The organism is Clostridium sp. DSM 8431 (genome assembly GCF_900116755.1).
Taxonomy (GTDB): domain Bacteria; phylum Bacillota; class Clostridia; order Clostridiales; family Clostridiaceae; genus Clostridium.
The window spans coordinates 18918-34740 of record NZ_FPBY01000014.1 but is presented as its reverse complement, the minus strand read 5'-3'; the positions used below and the strand labels follow the sequence as shown (position 1 = coordinate 34740).

At 28.3% G+C, this 15823-nt stretch carries 9 protein-coding genes; 1 reads left to right on the top strand and 8 read right to left on the bottom strand.

Translation table 11 applies throughout. The features are described 5' to 3' along the window. Positions 1–275: MerR family DNA-binding transcriptional regulator (locus BM384_RS02670; protein WP_139232031.1), on the bottom strand; the 275-nt coding region annotated here is incomplete at its 3' end. A gap of 255 nt (positions 276–530) precedes the next feature. On the opposite strand from BM384_RS02670, the gene BM384_RS02665 reads away from it, so the two are divergent. Beyond that, complete coding sequence (locus BM384_RS02665) at positions 531–845, top strand: hypothetical protein (RefSeq protein ID WP_090010742.1); 315 nt, start codon at positions 531–533, stop codon at positions 843–845. 306 nt (positions 846–1151) lie between these two features. On the opposite strand, the gene BM384_RS02660 is transcribed toward BM384_RS02665, so the two are convergent. The 7 genes from BM384_RS02660 to BM384_RS02630 form a co-directional block, all read right to left on the bottom strand. Next, positions 1152–1991 (bottom strand): carbon-nitrogen hydrolase family protein, encoded by an 840-nt coding sequence (locus BM384_RS02660; protein WP_090010739.1) that lies wholly within the window; start codon positions 1989–1991, stop codon positions 1152–1154. A 100-nt stretch (positions 1992–2091) separates the two neighbouring features. Then, positions 2092–7098 (bottom strand): non-ribosomal peptide synthetase, encoded by a 5007-nt coding sequence (locus tag BM384_RS02655; RefSeq protein ID WP_090010736.1) that lies wholly within the window; start codon positions 7096–7098, stop codon positions 2092–2094. A gap of 29 nt (positions 7099–7127) precedes the next feature. Next, positions 7128–10166 (bottom strand): non-ribosomal peptide synthetase, encoded by a 3039-nt coding sequence (locus tag BM384_RS02650; protein ID WP_090010732.1) that lies wholly within the window; start codon positions 10164–10166, stop codon positions 7128–7130. 3 nt (positions 10167–10169) lie between these two features. Beyond that, a complete protein-coding gene (locus BM384_RS02645; protein ID WP_175537256.1) occupies positions 10170–11429 on the bottom strand; it encodes an ATP-grasp domain-containing protein in 1260 nt (419 codons plus the stop codon). Between the two features lies 1 nt (position 11430). Next, positions 11431–14205: a non-ribosomal peptide synthetase gene (locus BM384_RS02640; RefSeq protein ID WP_090010726.1), complete on the bottom strand. Its 2775-nt coding sequence runs from the start codon at positions 14203–14205 to the stop codon at positions 11431–11433. Between the two features lie 20 nt (positions 14206–14225). After that, the gene (locus BM384_RS02635) at positions 14226–15053 is read right to left on the bottom strand and encodes an SDR family oxidoreductase (protein WP_090010720.1); all 828 of its coding nucleotides are present in this window, start codon (positions 15051–15053) and stop codon (positions 14226–14228) included. Positions 15054–15070: 17 nt separating this feature from the next. Continuing rightward, entirely contained in the window at positions 15071–15793 is a 723-nt protein-coding gene (locus tag BM384_RS02630) for a thioesterase II family protein (protein WP_090010717.1), read from the bottom strand. Positions 15794–15823 lie beyond the last annotated feature (30 nt).

Here is a 15823-nt window from a genome sequence, read left to right as displayed (position 1 = left end):
GATGTAAAGTTAAGAAGAAACTCAACTTGATTTTTCAAATCATCTTTCTGTCCATTTGTAGAAACTCTTGTGTAAATTACTATTTTTCTATCTGTAGTAATATTACTGATACCTTTAAATTCTAAATACTGGTCATAAGTATAGTACCTTCTATCTGTTGGAGTTCTTTTGGCTTTTAATATATCTTCTCTATCCCAACGTTGTAAAGTTTTCACACTTACACCTAGTAATTCTGCAAAGTCTTTAGGTTTATACTTAGTTAAATGTTTATTCATGTTAATCTCACCTCTCGGGTACATATTAACATTTTCAAACACATTTGTACACTTTTTTATTAACTATAGACTTCCTCCTTATTTTTTTATATATAAATTATATCATAATATCTTAATGAAAAAAATAAGACATATTATTATAATTAATTTTATAATCTGATATATTTGTAAATAAAATGATAATATAATAAGATATTATAAATAAATCTCCTTTAAGATGCAAATAATAATTAAAAAATCGAGGAGATGATTCAAATGCAAGATAAAAATGGAAACCAAATTGGAGTTCTATCTCATTTAGCAAAAACTCATGTAACTGACAATGATAATATAAATAGTATTTCATCCCTTAATAAAAACCTTGGTGATATTAAAATAAATGATCAGTTGTCAAATGAAGAAATATTATCTTATACCTATCCTAAAGAAACAACAAATAAACAAAATCTTTTGTTAGATGCAATTAATGCTAAAAGTGATGGAGAAAAATATCATACTTTAGAAAGTGAGAAAGGACAAATCGATATAAGCTCAAGAACAAATACCAGTAATACTGGGCTTGAAGATTAATAAAAAAGAGTTTTTTCATGGCAAAAAGCTGATTTCTACAAAATGCAGAAGTCAGCTTTTTAATAATAAAACTTACATTTTAGGTAGCTTTAAGCTATATTTTATCCATTTGCCTTAAATATTTAACTAATTGAGAAGCTCTTTTGACCATTATAACTTTACTTTTATACGGCTCTAAAAAATCAAGTATAAGGGAAAGTTTTTTATTATAATAAGACTTATTCCACTTATATAATTTTTAAAATGATTCAAGAATCTTTGATACATATGTCTTTCCAGAACCACTGGCACCTATAATTGAAATCCTCATATTAATTCATTAAAGCTATAGTTTATATCAAATGAATCCTGAAGCATTAATTCCCCTTCTCTAGCTTCTTTTAATTTACTTGGATCTAAGTCTACAATTAAAAGTTCTTCTTCATCCTTAGAAGCTTCCTTAACTAACTTTCCTAAAGGGTTCCATACTCCGCTACTTCCTGCAGTATCCCAGACTCCTGTTTTTCCAACGTAATTGCACATAGCTGTATAAATTGTATTATCTAGTGCTCTTGCTGGAAACCATATTCTTGATTCTGAATATCCATTACCTTTGCTGAATAATGCACTTACTAAATAAACTTGACATCCTGCCTTTGCTAAGGCACGTGAATGTTCTGGGAAGCCTGAATCATAGCATATACCAAGCCCTATTTTCCAATCATCTATGTTTAATATGCAAAGCCTACTATCATTCTTAAACAAGGATTTCTCAGTATAAAATAAATGAGTTTTATTATATGTATCAATTTCTTTACCATCTGCATCAATAATAATTGATGAAATAAATATATCATCCTTATCTTTTAATGGCGTTCCCACAATTGCATATATTTTATTTTCTCTACATGCATTATGTATAGCCTCTAATCTACTGTCATTTTTAAATACAGTATATTTTTCAATATTCGTTTCAACTAATTCAGGAACATATCCTGTAAGAAACTTTTCTGGAAAGGCAACTATTTTAGCTCCTTCTTTAGCTGCATTTTTTATTATCTTAACTGCCTTATCAATATTTTTAGTTATATTTCCATCCTCTGATTTAACCTGTGCTAAAGCAATTCTAAGTGTGCTTTTAGGATAAACATTAATGTTAGAATTCATTATCTACACTTCCTTCAATATAAATATTTTTACCTAGAAACAAGTATTCATTTATACTTATATTGATAAATTGAATACTTGTTTTTTTATTTAAGATTTATTATTTTATATTATTATCTTCAAAAAGATATTTAGTAACTTCTGATTCTATTGTATTTAAGAAATAATGCCCGCCTTTATCAAATGTCTTTAAATCAACAGATTCAATCCATCTTCCCCATATCTTCCAGTCTTTTTCATAAGTTTCTGTTATAGTATCATCTTTAGTTATTGCAATAACAGCTGGTGTTTTTAATCTTATACCACTATTTTTATTCCAAAGTGAATATAAGAATTTATTAGACTCATTTGAATCATGTTTGAAAATTTCCACCAAGTTATTTTCATATTCTTCACCTAAGCTTGATAATTCATTAGATCCACTCCACTCATTATATAGCTCTCTTATATCATCAAATTTTAAATCTTTAGCTCTTTCTAGCTTATCTAAAAACTCTTCTGGATTATTAAATACCTTACCTGCTAAATATAATTTCTTAGGTTTTTCCCCTCTTTTTTCTAGCTCATTTGTTACTGATAAAGCTAGTGAAGTTCCTACACAATGTCCCCATATAATATATTCTTTATCTTTCATCTTTGCTTGAATTTCATTAGCTAACATTTTTGTTGTTTTATCAAAATTAGTAAATTTGCCCTTTACATTAGCATCATGTCCTGGAAGTTCTGCTGCAAAAACAGAAATATCTACATTATGTTTTTCAATTTCCTTAGCTATAGCCATAAAGTTAATTGAATTTCCTCCTGCATATGGTAAGAATATTATATTTAATTTTGATGTTGTTGCTTTAGTTAAGCAATGAAGAATATTAGTATCTTCAACTTCATTAGAATTACTGCTCATAATTTCTTCTGCAAGTTCATAAAGCTTAGATTTTTTCATTAATGTTTTTAACGATACTTTCTTTTGGAAGAACAATGATGCCTTTAATGCTGCAAGTGAATTTCCTCCTATTAAGAAGAAATCATCTTTTAATGAAATATCATCTTTTGATATCTTTAAGATATTTGCCCAAATATTTTTTATCTTTTCTACAGTTTCTAAAAATTCAGGATTCATTAGTTTTTTATCTAGTGCATTATCTTCAAGATCCTCTTTAACTTCTACTTCTTTTTCATCTTCAAAATAAAGATTAAACTTATCTAAATAATTTTGAACCTTTAAGTCATCATGTTTTTCATTAGTTTTGTATACCATACTTTCTAATATTTCAATAAATACTTGTCCAAAATCTCTTATATCTTCCTCGTCATATTTTCCTGTATGATAGTGTAAACTTAGCTCAACTTGATCATTATAGAAGTGTCTTGAATATTCAACTCTAAGTGGGAATTCTGTTATAGCTGCTGCTCTAACATCTATCATATCAAAACCTGGTAAATCTCTAAGTCTCTTTAATGAATAAAAATGTGTAAAGTTAAATACTGTTTCAAATAATATTCCTCTATTATTCATATCCTCTTTGACTTTTGCCATAGGATATCTTCTATATGGTAAAAATTCTCCTTCACTATTATATACACTTTGAATTAATTCTTTCCATGATGCATTTTTATCTAATACTACACGGAAAGGCATAGTATTTAAGAAGACTCCTAAAGCATGTTCAGCTCCTAATAACTCAGGTCTCCCACCTATTTCATACCCTGTAAATACATCATTATTTTTTGTTAATAGTGAAATAAACTTAACATGAGATGCTAATAATATATCTTTTACTGGGACTTTTAATTCATTTGCTAAATTAATTATTTTTTCTGATAATCCCTGTGGTAGTTCAATATCATGGAATATTACTTCATTTCCTTTGCTCTTATCAGCTTCTCTTCTTCTTGGTATTTTTCCATCAGATACATTTTCTAATTTATCTTTCCAGAACTTCTTAACTTTATCTGATTTTAATGCTTTTTGTTCAAGATAAATAAATGTCTTATTATGATTATTACTTCCTAGCTTATTTTCAAAACTATCTTTTCCATTTAATAAATCAAAATAAGTTTCAAATAAGAATGTATGAACTTTATTCATACTCCATCCATCTAATGCAGAGTTGTGTTGGCTTATACTGTATTTATAAGAATCATCACTTAATATATGAATGTGAAGTTGTACTAATCCTGGTGTACTCCAATTAAATGCTCTATGTTGTTCTTTCCAGAACCATTGCTGATACATTTCTTCTTTTTCTTCTTCTGTCTTTAAGCCACGTAAATCATATACATTTAAAGGTAACTTTTCAACCTTTTTGTGAACAAGTTGAAGATATTCTGAAAAATTGTCTAAGTCATAGCTTGTTCTAAATATAGGTTGAGTTTCTACAAGCTTTTCTACTGCTTTCTTAAATAAATCAACATTTATTTGACCCCTTATCGTATAAGAAACAATATCATGATAGTTATTATCACCTTCCATAATTGTACTTTGATATACTAAACCAGACTGAAGCATAGCCATAGGATATGCATCTTCAATATATTCAGGCATCTTAGCTTTATCTTCTTTGGAAATTAATTCAAAATTGTCTATTTCTTTAAATTCTTCTTGAGTTTCATCATCTTCAGAAGAACTATTTAATAAATCTACTATTGTAGGATTTTTAAATAATTGTGGGAAAGTAAATTTCAATCCTTTTGCATTAGCTAAGGCTAGTACTGAAACGAAATTAATTGAGTTTCCTCCAAGTTCAAAGAAGTTATCATTTACTCCAACTTCATCAATTCCAAGTACTTCTTGCCATATTTGTGCAAGTATCTTCTCTTCTTGGGTAGATGGTAATATTTTATTTTCATTTTTTCTATTACCATTTAATTTTAATAATGCTTTTCTATCAGCCTTACCATTTGCAGTAAGTGGAATAGCATCTAAAATTGTTATGTTATCTGGCACCATGTACTTTGGTAAAAGAGCAGAAATATCTTTCATTATTTGATCTTTTGAAACACTCTTATCATTTAAAATAACATATGTTAATAAATGAACTATATTATCTGTTCCTACATTTGTTATAACTACAACATCACTAACATAACTTTGTTTAGTAAATGCTGATTCAACTTCTCCTAATTCAATTCTAAATCCGCGTACCTTTACCTGTCTATCATTTCTTCCAAAGTATTCAATAGTGTTATCTTGTCTTATTCTAGCTAAGTCTCCAGTTAAGTAAACTCTTTCTTCATCTAATGATGGCATAGATACAAATCTTTCATTAGTTCTAACCTCATCATTTATATACCCATTAGAAACTCCAACACCTGCAATACATAATTCACCAACCATGCCTATAGGACGTTTATTATGTTTTGAATCTACAATATATAATCTAATATTATCAATAGGTTTACCTATTGGTATTGGGTTTTCCCCCTGTTTTGTCACATGACAAGATACATCCACAGTTGCTTCAGTAGGTCCATATAAATTGATTAACTTAGCGCTGTCAAATAACTCATAAAATTTTTGTACATGATTTGGACTTAAAGCTTCTCCACTACTAAATACTCTTCTTAAGCTTTTTATTCTATTTATAGAATTAGTGCTCTTTACATAATCAAGAAAAGCATTTAACATCGATGGAACAAAGTGCATAGTTGTTACTGAATTTTTTTCAATTGTTTCAATAATTACTTCTGGGTTAGCTTCTTGTCCTGCTGGAAGCAATGTTACTTTTTCACCTACAATTGCCCACCAGAAAAGTTCCCATACTGAAACATCAAAAGTTGCTACTGTCTTTTGCATAATAACATCATCTTCCTTTAGCGGAAAACTCTTATTCATCCATTCTATACGATTAACTGCACTTCTTTGATTTACACATACCCCTTTAGGTAATCCTGTAGAACCTGATGTGAAAATAATATAAGCTAAATCCTCTGGTTTAACATCTACATTTTTATATTCATATTCAGAGCTTTTAACTTCTGATATTGAGTATCCTTTTACAATGTCAGGTACCTTATCTTCATATTTTTCTTCATATATAATTATTCCTGTAGAGCTTTGTTTTAAAATTGTTTCATTTCTTGTATTAGGTGCTTTAGTATCTAAAGGTAAGTATGCTTTTCCTGATAAAAGAATTCCATATACCCCTGCTAAGAAGTCTACTGATCTATCACAAAGTATACCAATTATTAAATCTTCACTTGTACTTACTTCTGAAACAAAAGCTGCAACCTTTTCTGCCATCTTTTGAAATTCAGCAAATGTTATATTCTTTCCATTATCTAGTATTGCACATTTATCTGGATATTTTTCAAAAGTTCTCTTAATTAAATCTACTAATGACATATCATGAGAAAATGGTGCTTCAGTTGTATTTAATAAACTATATATATGATTATCATTTTCTGAAAGTAAATTAATTTGAAGAACATTTTCTTGCACATTTTCTGCAAAAGATTCAAGCATTAATTTTATTTTGTCAGCCATATCTTTTATTGAGTTTAGCAAATAATAAGAAGAATTCCCCATTACTTTAAGATTATAATTTCCACTATCATCTAATAAAAAACAAAATTCAAGATTTATAGATTCATCTAAATTACTTTCTTTATAATCTGATAAATTAGCTATTCTTACTTCTAAATTAATGTTATCAACTAATAGATCAACAGGATATTTTTGATACTGCTTTGCATCTTCTATATAAGTTTTTACATTATTAAATAGGTTTTCAGCTGTAGCATCTTCATCTAAAAAAATTCTTAAAGGTACTTCTACATTATTTATATTAGAATTATATTGAAGTAATATATCTTCATTTACTCCATTATAAGAAGTAAAAATATAAGAAATTACTGCTCCTGCAAAAATATTATCTATTTTATCTTCCTCAGTTTTAAAGGCTTTAATAAGTTTTTTACATAATTCATTTTCTATTTTTAAAGATGCTAAGTGATACTTAACTTCACTCTCTTCATTTACATTATGAAAGTCTGGCAATAATTTAGTAGGAATAGCTCCTTCTAATTTATTTTTCCAGAATTTATTTGCTTTTGGCATAGTTGCTGCCAATATCTTTTTCTGCCCCTTAGTTTTGCTTTTATTTATCATATTTCTCTCCTTTGCTCATATATTTTTTTCTACATATTACTTATTACTAATTCATTAATACTGCTATATTCATCTAAATTATTTTCAATTAAACATTCAATTGTAAAAAGGAACATTTCTCCTAAACTAACTATTGTATCAAGTTCAAAAGCATCCTCCATATATTCCCACTCTATATCTAAAGTGGATTCGTCATCAAATATCTGCATATTAAGCAAAAACATTCCATCCCTTGGACTTATAGGTTTTGCTTTAACAGCTTCTCCAAATAACTCTGTATTTATATCATTCCAAGAATGATATGCTATTAAAGTATCTGTTAAATTGGACTTTTGAGAATTATTTTTATTTCTTAAATTATAGATAAAATCTACAGATACATCTTTATACTTTTGAACTTCACGTAAATCATGAACAAATCTAGTAATATAGCTACTTATTTTTTCATCATCTTTTATATTAGAATATATCCATACGGTATTAGTTAACATTGATATTATTTCATCACTTTTTTCATCACTATAATTACGACTTGGTGTAGCAAATACTACATCACTGCTGCCAGTAATAGTATGTAAAAAGCCTGTATAACCTATCATTAATCCTTCAAATGTAGTTATATTTATCTTTTGGCACCACTTCTTAAACCTTGAAGTAATATCCTTATCTATCTTAAATTTATAACAGCTATTTTTTCTATAAGAATTCCCCTTTTGCACTTTATCTAAAGGCAATTCGTCCATTTCATTAAATCCTTCAAAATATTCTTCATAATATTTGTTACAGTTCTCTTTATTATTCTCATAAGAATTTAATGCCTCTTCTACTAAGTTTGCATAATTTGAAATTAATTCTTTATTATTGCCTTTATAATAGAAATTATTTAATTCTTTAATAATAAGCTTTAAAGAGAATCCATCAACAATAATGTGATGATAATCCATAAAAAGCCACTTATCTTTACCATTTTCAATTATAGAAAATCTAAATGGCAGCTCTTCCTTTAAATTAAAAGGTCTTATAAGTTTATCTAAATCTGGTGTTCCATTAATTCTCTCTATCTTAAATTCTATGTCATCCTCTATAGTTTGGAACATATCTAATCCTTCCATTGAAAATTTAACTTTTAATGCATCATGTCTAGAAACTAGTTTATGTATTGATTCAATAAGAAGATCAATATCTATTTCTGAAGGAAGCTTACTTAATAATGGAATATTATATTTAACAGAATCAGGATTTACAGAAAAATCAATAAATATTGGTTTTTGTTGATTTAATATTGGAAGTTTCTTTTTTAAACTAAAACTTTTATTAGAAGTTTCTATTATTTCCTTTGGCTGAAGGTTTATAAATTCTACTAATTCTCCTATAGTTGCATTCATTAAAATATCCATTGGATTTATTTCAACTTTAAATTCTTCACTTATATCACTAGCTAAGTAAACAGCCATAAGTGAGTCTACCCCTAATTCAAAGAAGGAAATAGATACATCATCAATCTTAAAACCAGTTCTTTTTCTTATTATATCTGCTATTAATGCTTCTTCTTTTGTTTCAAATTCACAAGCCTCTTCATCTTCATCAGTACTTTTAGACTCAAAAAGTTCTTTTATCTGTTTATAATCTATCTTTCCATTTTTATTTATTGGAAGACTCTCTAGAATTTTTATCTGCGAAAGAACTATATGAGATGGTGCTACTTCTGAAAATTCTTTACGTATTTCTCCTTCAGTTAGCTCTATTCCATCATTCAAAGTAACACAAGTGCAAATTTCTTTTCCACCTTGCATGTTAGTTACAGCGCATGTTACAGCTTTATCAATATGATTAATCTTTTTTAATAAAACTTCTACAGCATCTAATTCTATACGATAACCTCTTATTTTAACCTGTCTATCTTTTCTTCCTAAGAAGTATACATTACCGTCATTATCTGCTTTAACTAAATCACCAGTTTTATATAATTTACCTTCCCCAAAAGGATTATCAATAAATCTTTCATTATTTAACTCTTCATTTTCTATATATCCTTTTGAAACACCTTTTCCACCTATAAATAACTCACCAATTTCCCCATCTTCTACAATGTTAAAATCCTCATCTAGTATATATACAAAAGTATTTTTTATAGGTTTTCCTATTGGAATAACTTGTCCATTATTTTTATCACTTATCTTATAAACTGTTGAAAATGTTGTACATTCAGTAGGTCCATAACCGTTAAATATTGTTATTCCATCACATACATCTAATACCTTATCAACATGGTCAGGGTTTACAACATCTCCTCCAACAATTAATTCCTTAACCCCTTTAAATCCCTTAGGATTTTTTTCTGCAGCTATACTGAAAAGAGGTGATGTTAACCACATTGTAGTTACTTCATGCTTATTAATTACACTTTCTAAGTATTTAAGATCAGTTACCCTCTTACCTTCTATTAATATTAAAGTTCCTCCATTTAATAAAGTTCCCCATACATCGAAGGTAGAAGCATCAAATGTAGGTGCTCCTGTTTGTAACATCCTAACATTAGAATCAAGTTTCACATAATTTGAATCTACTGTAAGGTTTATAATATTTCCATGAGTGACTCCTACTCCCTTAGGTACTCCTGTAGTTCCTGAAGTAAACATTATATAAGCTAATGAATCTTCTTTAAATTCTTGAACTTCATAATCATCTTCTATACTTTCTAAATTTAATATATTTTTAGTATCTACAAATGAAAAATCAATATCTTTATCAGTAAGTATTAATTTCATACCTACATTTTGGGCTAATTTCTCTATATATTCCTCAGAATTATTTATATCTAAAGGTATATATACAGCACCAATATTCAATACTCCAAGCATTGAAGTAATCCAGTTTCTTTTTTCACTGCATAGTATTCCAACTCTATCCTGTGCTTTTATTCCATATTTCAAAAGATTGCTGCTTAATAGCTCCTTTTCTTCATTAAGTTTTTCATAAGTTAATACTTCTTCACCATTAATTATTGCAGTATAATTTTTATACTTATCAACTATATAATTAATTCTGCTTCTAATAGTATTACCCATAACTTATTCACCTCCCCTATCTGAAAACTTAGAAATAATATTCTGTCTTACAAAATTAATGGTTTTCTCAAACTCTTCAAAGTTTTCTGCATCACCATAAACTACTCCTATATTATTTTCAGTTCCATACCTATAATCCAAAATATCACCTATGTTTTTTCTAACCTCTACATGCATAATATTTTTAATTTTCTTTACCTTTTCTAAACCATCTAATCCACAGAATACTGAGTTTATTACTCTAGGAGAATCTAGAAAAATTTCAAAAACCACTTTTGATACTGAATCTAAACTTAAATTCATATGAATTTTATGACCTAATGCTATCATTAAAGCTGCTTTTACTAAATCTATACCTGAAGCTCTCTTTATTATTTCAGATACATAACCTCCAAGTCTTCCATTTACTTCTATAATTCTTGGTCCATCAGCTGTTAATTTTATTTCTGTATGAGTAATTCCACTAGTTATACCTAAGGCTTTAATTGCTTTAGATTCTACTTCTAAAATCTTATCTTCTAATGATTTAGAAAATGGATGAGGTATAAACATTCCTGTTTCAGAAAAATCTTTAGTTAGAGGTAACTTTGCTGTAATACATACCTGCTTTGATTCTCCATGTTCATGAATAGATTCAACAGATACATAATCCCCATAATATTTTCCGTCAAGGCTAGGGTCACCTTCTAAAAATTCTTCAAGTATATATTCAATGTTTTCTGGAAACTCATTTAAAGTATCCTTTAATTCTTCTAAAGACTCTATTCTTTTAGTCCACTTACTTCCTGCTCCTACTCTTGGCTTTAAAATTGCTGGGAACCCAACCTTTTCATAGCATTCTAAATAATTTTCTCTATTTAAAATAGTATGTTTAACAACATTTATATTGTCTTTTGCTAAGAATTCTCTTTGTTTATACTTATCTGTAAGCGCTTGTACAACTTCTTTTGAATGCCCTATAAAGTTCATTTTTTCACTTAAACTTGATACAATTGGTAACTTATATTCACTGAAGGTTAAAATTCCTTTTACGTCTTCCTTATTTAAAATTTCTATAATTTCCTCTTCACAAAGTCCAGATATATCATAAGAAGTTATATATTTTTTTAATAATTCAATTTCTTTTTTATCTTTCTCACTACAATCATTGTCAAACAAAATTACAACATCACAAACACCTAAAGACGAAGCTTTTATTGTTAAAGGTGAGGTAGAACCTGCTGCATATACAACAGCAAGTCTATCTAATTTAGATTGAACCATTCTATCGGCCTCCATCCTTCTTTTTTTGTAGGAACATCTTCATCTTTCTAGGTGTAGAATTCATATAAACATCCTTTAATTTTAATGTACTGTCTACTCTTTTCTTAAGTTCTGATGCAAGTTCTACTGCTAATAATGAATTTCCTCCAGACTTAAAGAATTCATCATCTTCTGAAACTTGAGATCCTAATACTTGACTCCAGATTTCAACACATAAATCAGATTCAGTTTGATTCTTAACTTTTGTCTGTACTTTAGAATTGTTAGAGTTAGCTAATAATAATTTATAATCTACCTTACCATTTATAGTCATTGGAATTTCATCAACACTAACTATCTTTGTTGGAATCATATACACTGGTAATTTATCAGCTAAATATTTTTTAGTTTCTTCTTCACTATGGTCTTCATTTACTTTTATAAAACCATACATTTGCTTTTTAGCTGCATCATTTTCATCAGTACTAAATACTGAAACAACTGCATCTTCTACATAAGGTACTTTTAGAAGAACATTTTTTATCTCGTCAAGTTCAATTCTAAATCCTCTAATCTTAACTTGATTATCAATTCTTCCTAAGTAATCAACAGTACCATCTGCTCTGAATCTTCCTAAATCTCCACTTCTGTACCATTTTTTATTATTTGCATCAACTACAAACTTTTCTTTATTTAACTTGTCTCTATTTAAATATCCATTAGCAACTCCAACACCACTAATCCACATTTCACCTTCCATTCCTACAAGGCATAATTCTCCAGTTTTATTTCTTATAGATATTTCCCATCCATTTAAAGCTTTTCCTACTGACTTAGCAAGATACTCTTGTTCTCTGGCATTTACATCTCTATGTGTAACATGAATAGTTGTTTCTGTTATACCATACATATTAACTACTCTACATTTAGTTGTTGGATATCTCTTAAACCATGTATCTAATTTGGAAGTATCTAAAGCTTCTCCTCCAAAAATAACTAATCTAATTGATGTTAATTGTGCTCCTCTATTTTCAGAATCAACTTTTTCTAATGCATAGAATGAGGCTGGAGTTTGATTAAGTACAGTAACTTTCTTTTCTTTTAGTAATTCATGTAAATCATAATGAGATTTAGATGTTTCTCTTGGAACTACTACTAATTTTCCTCCTGTTAATAAACATCCCCACATTTCCCAAACTGAGAAATCAAATGAATATGAATGGAACATTGTCCATACATCAGTTTCATTTAAATCAAACTCATCTTTAGTAGCATTAATTAAAGCTACAATATTTTTAGATGGAACGCTAACTCCTTTTGGTTTTCCTGTTGTTCCAGAAGTATAGATAACATATCCATTTTCTCTAGGATTTTCATCTAATTCTATGTCTTTAATTGATTCGTCATCATCATTACTATATAATTCAACAAAAGATATCTTCTTTACATCTTCATAAAGCTTATCTTCATCTAAATCACTTATTATGTAACCTGCCTCAGAATCTTCTACTATGAAAGATATTCTTTCCATAGGATAAGCTGGATCAACTGGAATATATACTGCACCCGCCTTTATTATTGCTTGGATTAAAATAATTAATTTTTCATCTTGAGGTAATGAAACTACTATCTTTTCTCCAGATTTAACGCCTCTAGCTATTAATTTTTTAGCTAAAATGTCACTTTTTTCTGATAATTGAGAATATTTTATTTCAGTATCTTCATAAGATATAGCAATTCTATCTGCATACTTTTTAGCATTATCATTAATTACTTCTACGATATTATAATTTTCATAGTTTTCTTGAATATTTTCATCTATATTTTCAAATTCTTCATATATTTCAAAGTTAACTTTTAAAGCATTTAATGATTGGATTGTATGAGAATCATTTTTATTTAATTCAGTTAAATATCTCATAAACAGCTTAGTAAATTGCTTTAAAACTACTTCATTTACTACCTTTTCACTTGCAGCAATCTTAATTTTCTTTATTACACCTTTATCTTCTGATACAAATAAAGTAATTGGATAAACTGCTGCTAAAAATGGTTCGTAATCACACTCAGAATCTATCATATCTGAAAATACAATTCCACTTTCATAAGCTTCTACAGCATCTTTATTAAATTCATCTTCTTCTATAAATTCAATTATTTGATTTTCATCAGTAAAAGCAACTTTTACTTTTTCAGCCTTATAAGCATTTTCCTTAATTAAAATTTTTGCACTAGTTGATTTATATTTATTAAGTGCCGCCATTAATGCAGTAATAACACCAGATTTACTACTTTTATCTAAACTATCTTCATTAATTTCTATACTATTACATTTAGTAAAAATCTGTTGGATATTCCATTCTGGTACTCCAAAGCTTAAAGACGAAGATGAATCATAAACTCCATTACTTGTTAATTCCTCTTTTTTAAATGTATTATTTTCTCCCATAATATATTTATATAAATCTACTATTTGGCTATAAGAAACCTTTGTATTGTCTACTGTAATTATTAAAGTACCTTCAGAAGCTTTTTTAACTGCAAAAAATATTCTTATTTTATTAGTGTATCCTATTGAACGTCTTGCTTCTTTTTCTATAAGCTCGTCTCTATTTTTATAAGCTCTATAATCTTCTACAACAGCGTATATATCTTTATTTAATGCTTCATCCTTATTTATATCATTTAATTTTAATGTTATTTTCTTTATAATACTTTCATCATTATAATTTTTAACAAAAACACTAGTTTTTTTGTCATTTTCTCTTTCAATTTTAGAATTAATATTAATATTCAAAACTTTTCCCCCCTGCTTTTTTATTTAACAGAATATCCTGCATCTACTGTTATTCTAGCTCCCGTAACTTTCTTAGATTCATCACTTGCAAGCCATACCATAGTATTAGCTACATCTATTGGAGAAACTACTGAGTTCATAGCTACAGATTCTAAATCTACTTCTTCTTGATCTCCTATTTCAAGTCCTAAAGAATCTGCAACTGCTGTTGTCATATTTCCATCTAATTCTTCATCATCAAATACAGGTCCTGGACATATTGCATTTACTCTTATATTATTTTCTGCATAATCTAATGCAGCAGATTTAGTTAATCCAACAACTCCATGTTTTGATGCTACATATCCAACAAAATATTTATAACCTAAAAGCCCAGCTGTTGATGCAATATTTACTATGCTTCCATTGTTTTCTTTCACCATATAAGGAGCAACTGCTTTTATTAATCTCCATGGCCCTGAAAGGTTTACATTCAAGTATGCTTCCCATTCTTCAATTGTATATAAATGAGTTACCTTTCCTGCTGGTGCTCCAATTCCAGCATTATTAACAAGTACATCTATTCTTCCAAATCTATCAATAGCTTCATTAACCAATTCTGTTACTTCATCATAATTACATACATCAGCTGTTTTTATAAATACATTAGCACCTTTTTTTCTACATATCTCTCCTGTCTTTTGTAACTGTTTAACAGATGATAAATGATAAGGAACAGCTTCTAAATCCTTTCCAATATCACTAATTATTAAATCTGCGCCTTCTTCTGCCGCTCTTATTGCACAAGCCCTTCCAATTCCTCTTCCAGCCCCTGTAATTAAAACTACTTTATCTTTCAATCGATTCATTTTCCATTACCTCATTTCTAATTTATACCTTCAATACAATCTTTAATAATATCAATTGTTTCTTGTGGGTTATCACATATATATAAATGTTCTCCAGATACCTTGAATAACTTGAAGTCCTTAGTTGTAAACTTACTCCATAATTCAACTTCTTCTTTAGCTACAAAAGTATCATTTTCAGCATACATAGCTCTAATTGGAACATCTATCACATCATTTCCTTCAGGTTTATAATTAATGTCCATTTCAAAATCAGCTTTAAATCCTGGTAATAACAACTCTCTTAATTCTTCTATTGCAAAGGCTGCATTTTTGAAACCAGTAAGTTTCTCAACTCCAGCAATAAATTTATCGTCATCATTAAGATCCAAACCATATTCTCTATTACTAGTTGGCGTAAAGGCTGCACTGACAAATAAGTACTTTACATCAATGTCTTTGCAATCTTTTAATCTTTTAATAACTTCAAATGATAATACTGATCCTAAGAAACAGTGTCCAAAGAATGCGACAGTATTTCCACTATATTCTTTTTTTATAAAATCAGCAAAATCATCTGCTGCTTTATGAAGATCTGTATATGGGTCTTCGTCAATAAGTCTTTCTCTTCCTGGAAGCTGCATAGGCACAACTTCTACATTCTCATCAAAGAATTCTTCCCAAGCACTATATACACTTACTCCTGCTCCCCCAAAAGGAAAACAAAATAATTTTAAATTTGTTTTTTCTTCATTTAACATATAACCTTTTCTCCCTTACATATAATATTT

Coding starts and splice junctions, on each gene's coding strand:
- BM384_RS02635 (WP_090010720.1), bottom strand. CDS start 15,053: ATGAATCGATTGAAAGATAAAGTAGTTTTAATTACAGGGGCTGGAAGA.
- BM384_RS02650 (WP_090010732.1), bottom strand. CDS start 10,166: ATGGGTAATACTATTAGAAGCAGAATTAATTATATAGTTGATAAGTAT.
- BM384_RS02645 (WP_175537256.1), bottom strand. CDS start 11,429: ATGGTTCAATCTAAATTAGATAGACTTGCTGTTGTATATGCAGCAGGT.
- BM384_RS02660 (WP_090010739.1), bottom strand. CDS start 1,991: ATGAATTCTAACATTAATGTTTATCCTAAAAGCACACTTAGAATTGCT.
- BM384_RS02655 (WP_090010736.1), bottom strand. CDS start 7,098: ATGATAAATAAAAGCAAAACTAAGGGGCAGAAAAAGATATTGGCAGCA.
- BM384_RS02630 (WP_090010717.1), bottom strand. CDS start 15,793: ATGTTAAATGAAGAAAAAACAAATTTAAAATTATTTTGTTTTCCTTTT.
- BM384_RS02665 (WP_090010742.1), top strand. CDS start 531: ATGCAAGATAAAAATGGAAACCAAATTGGAGTTCTATCTCATTTAGCA.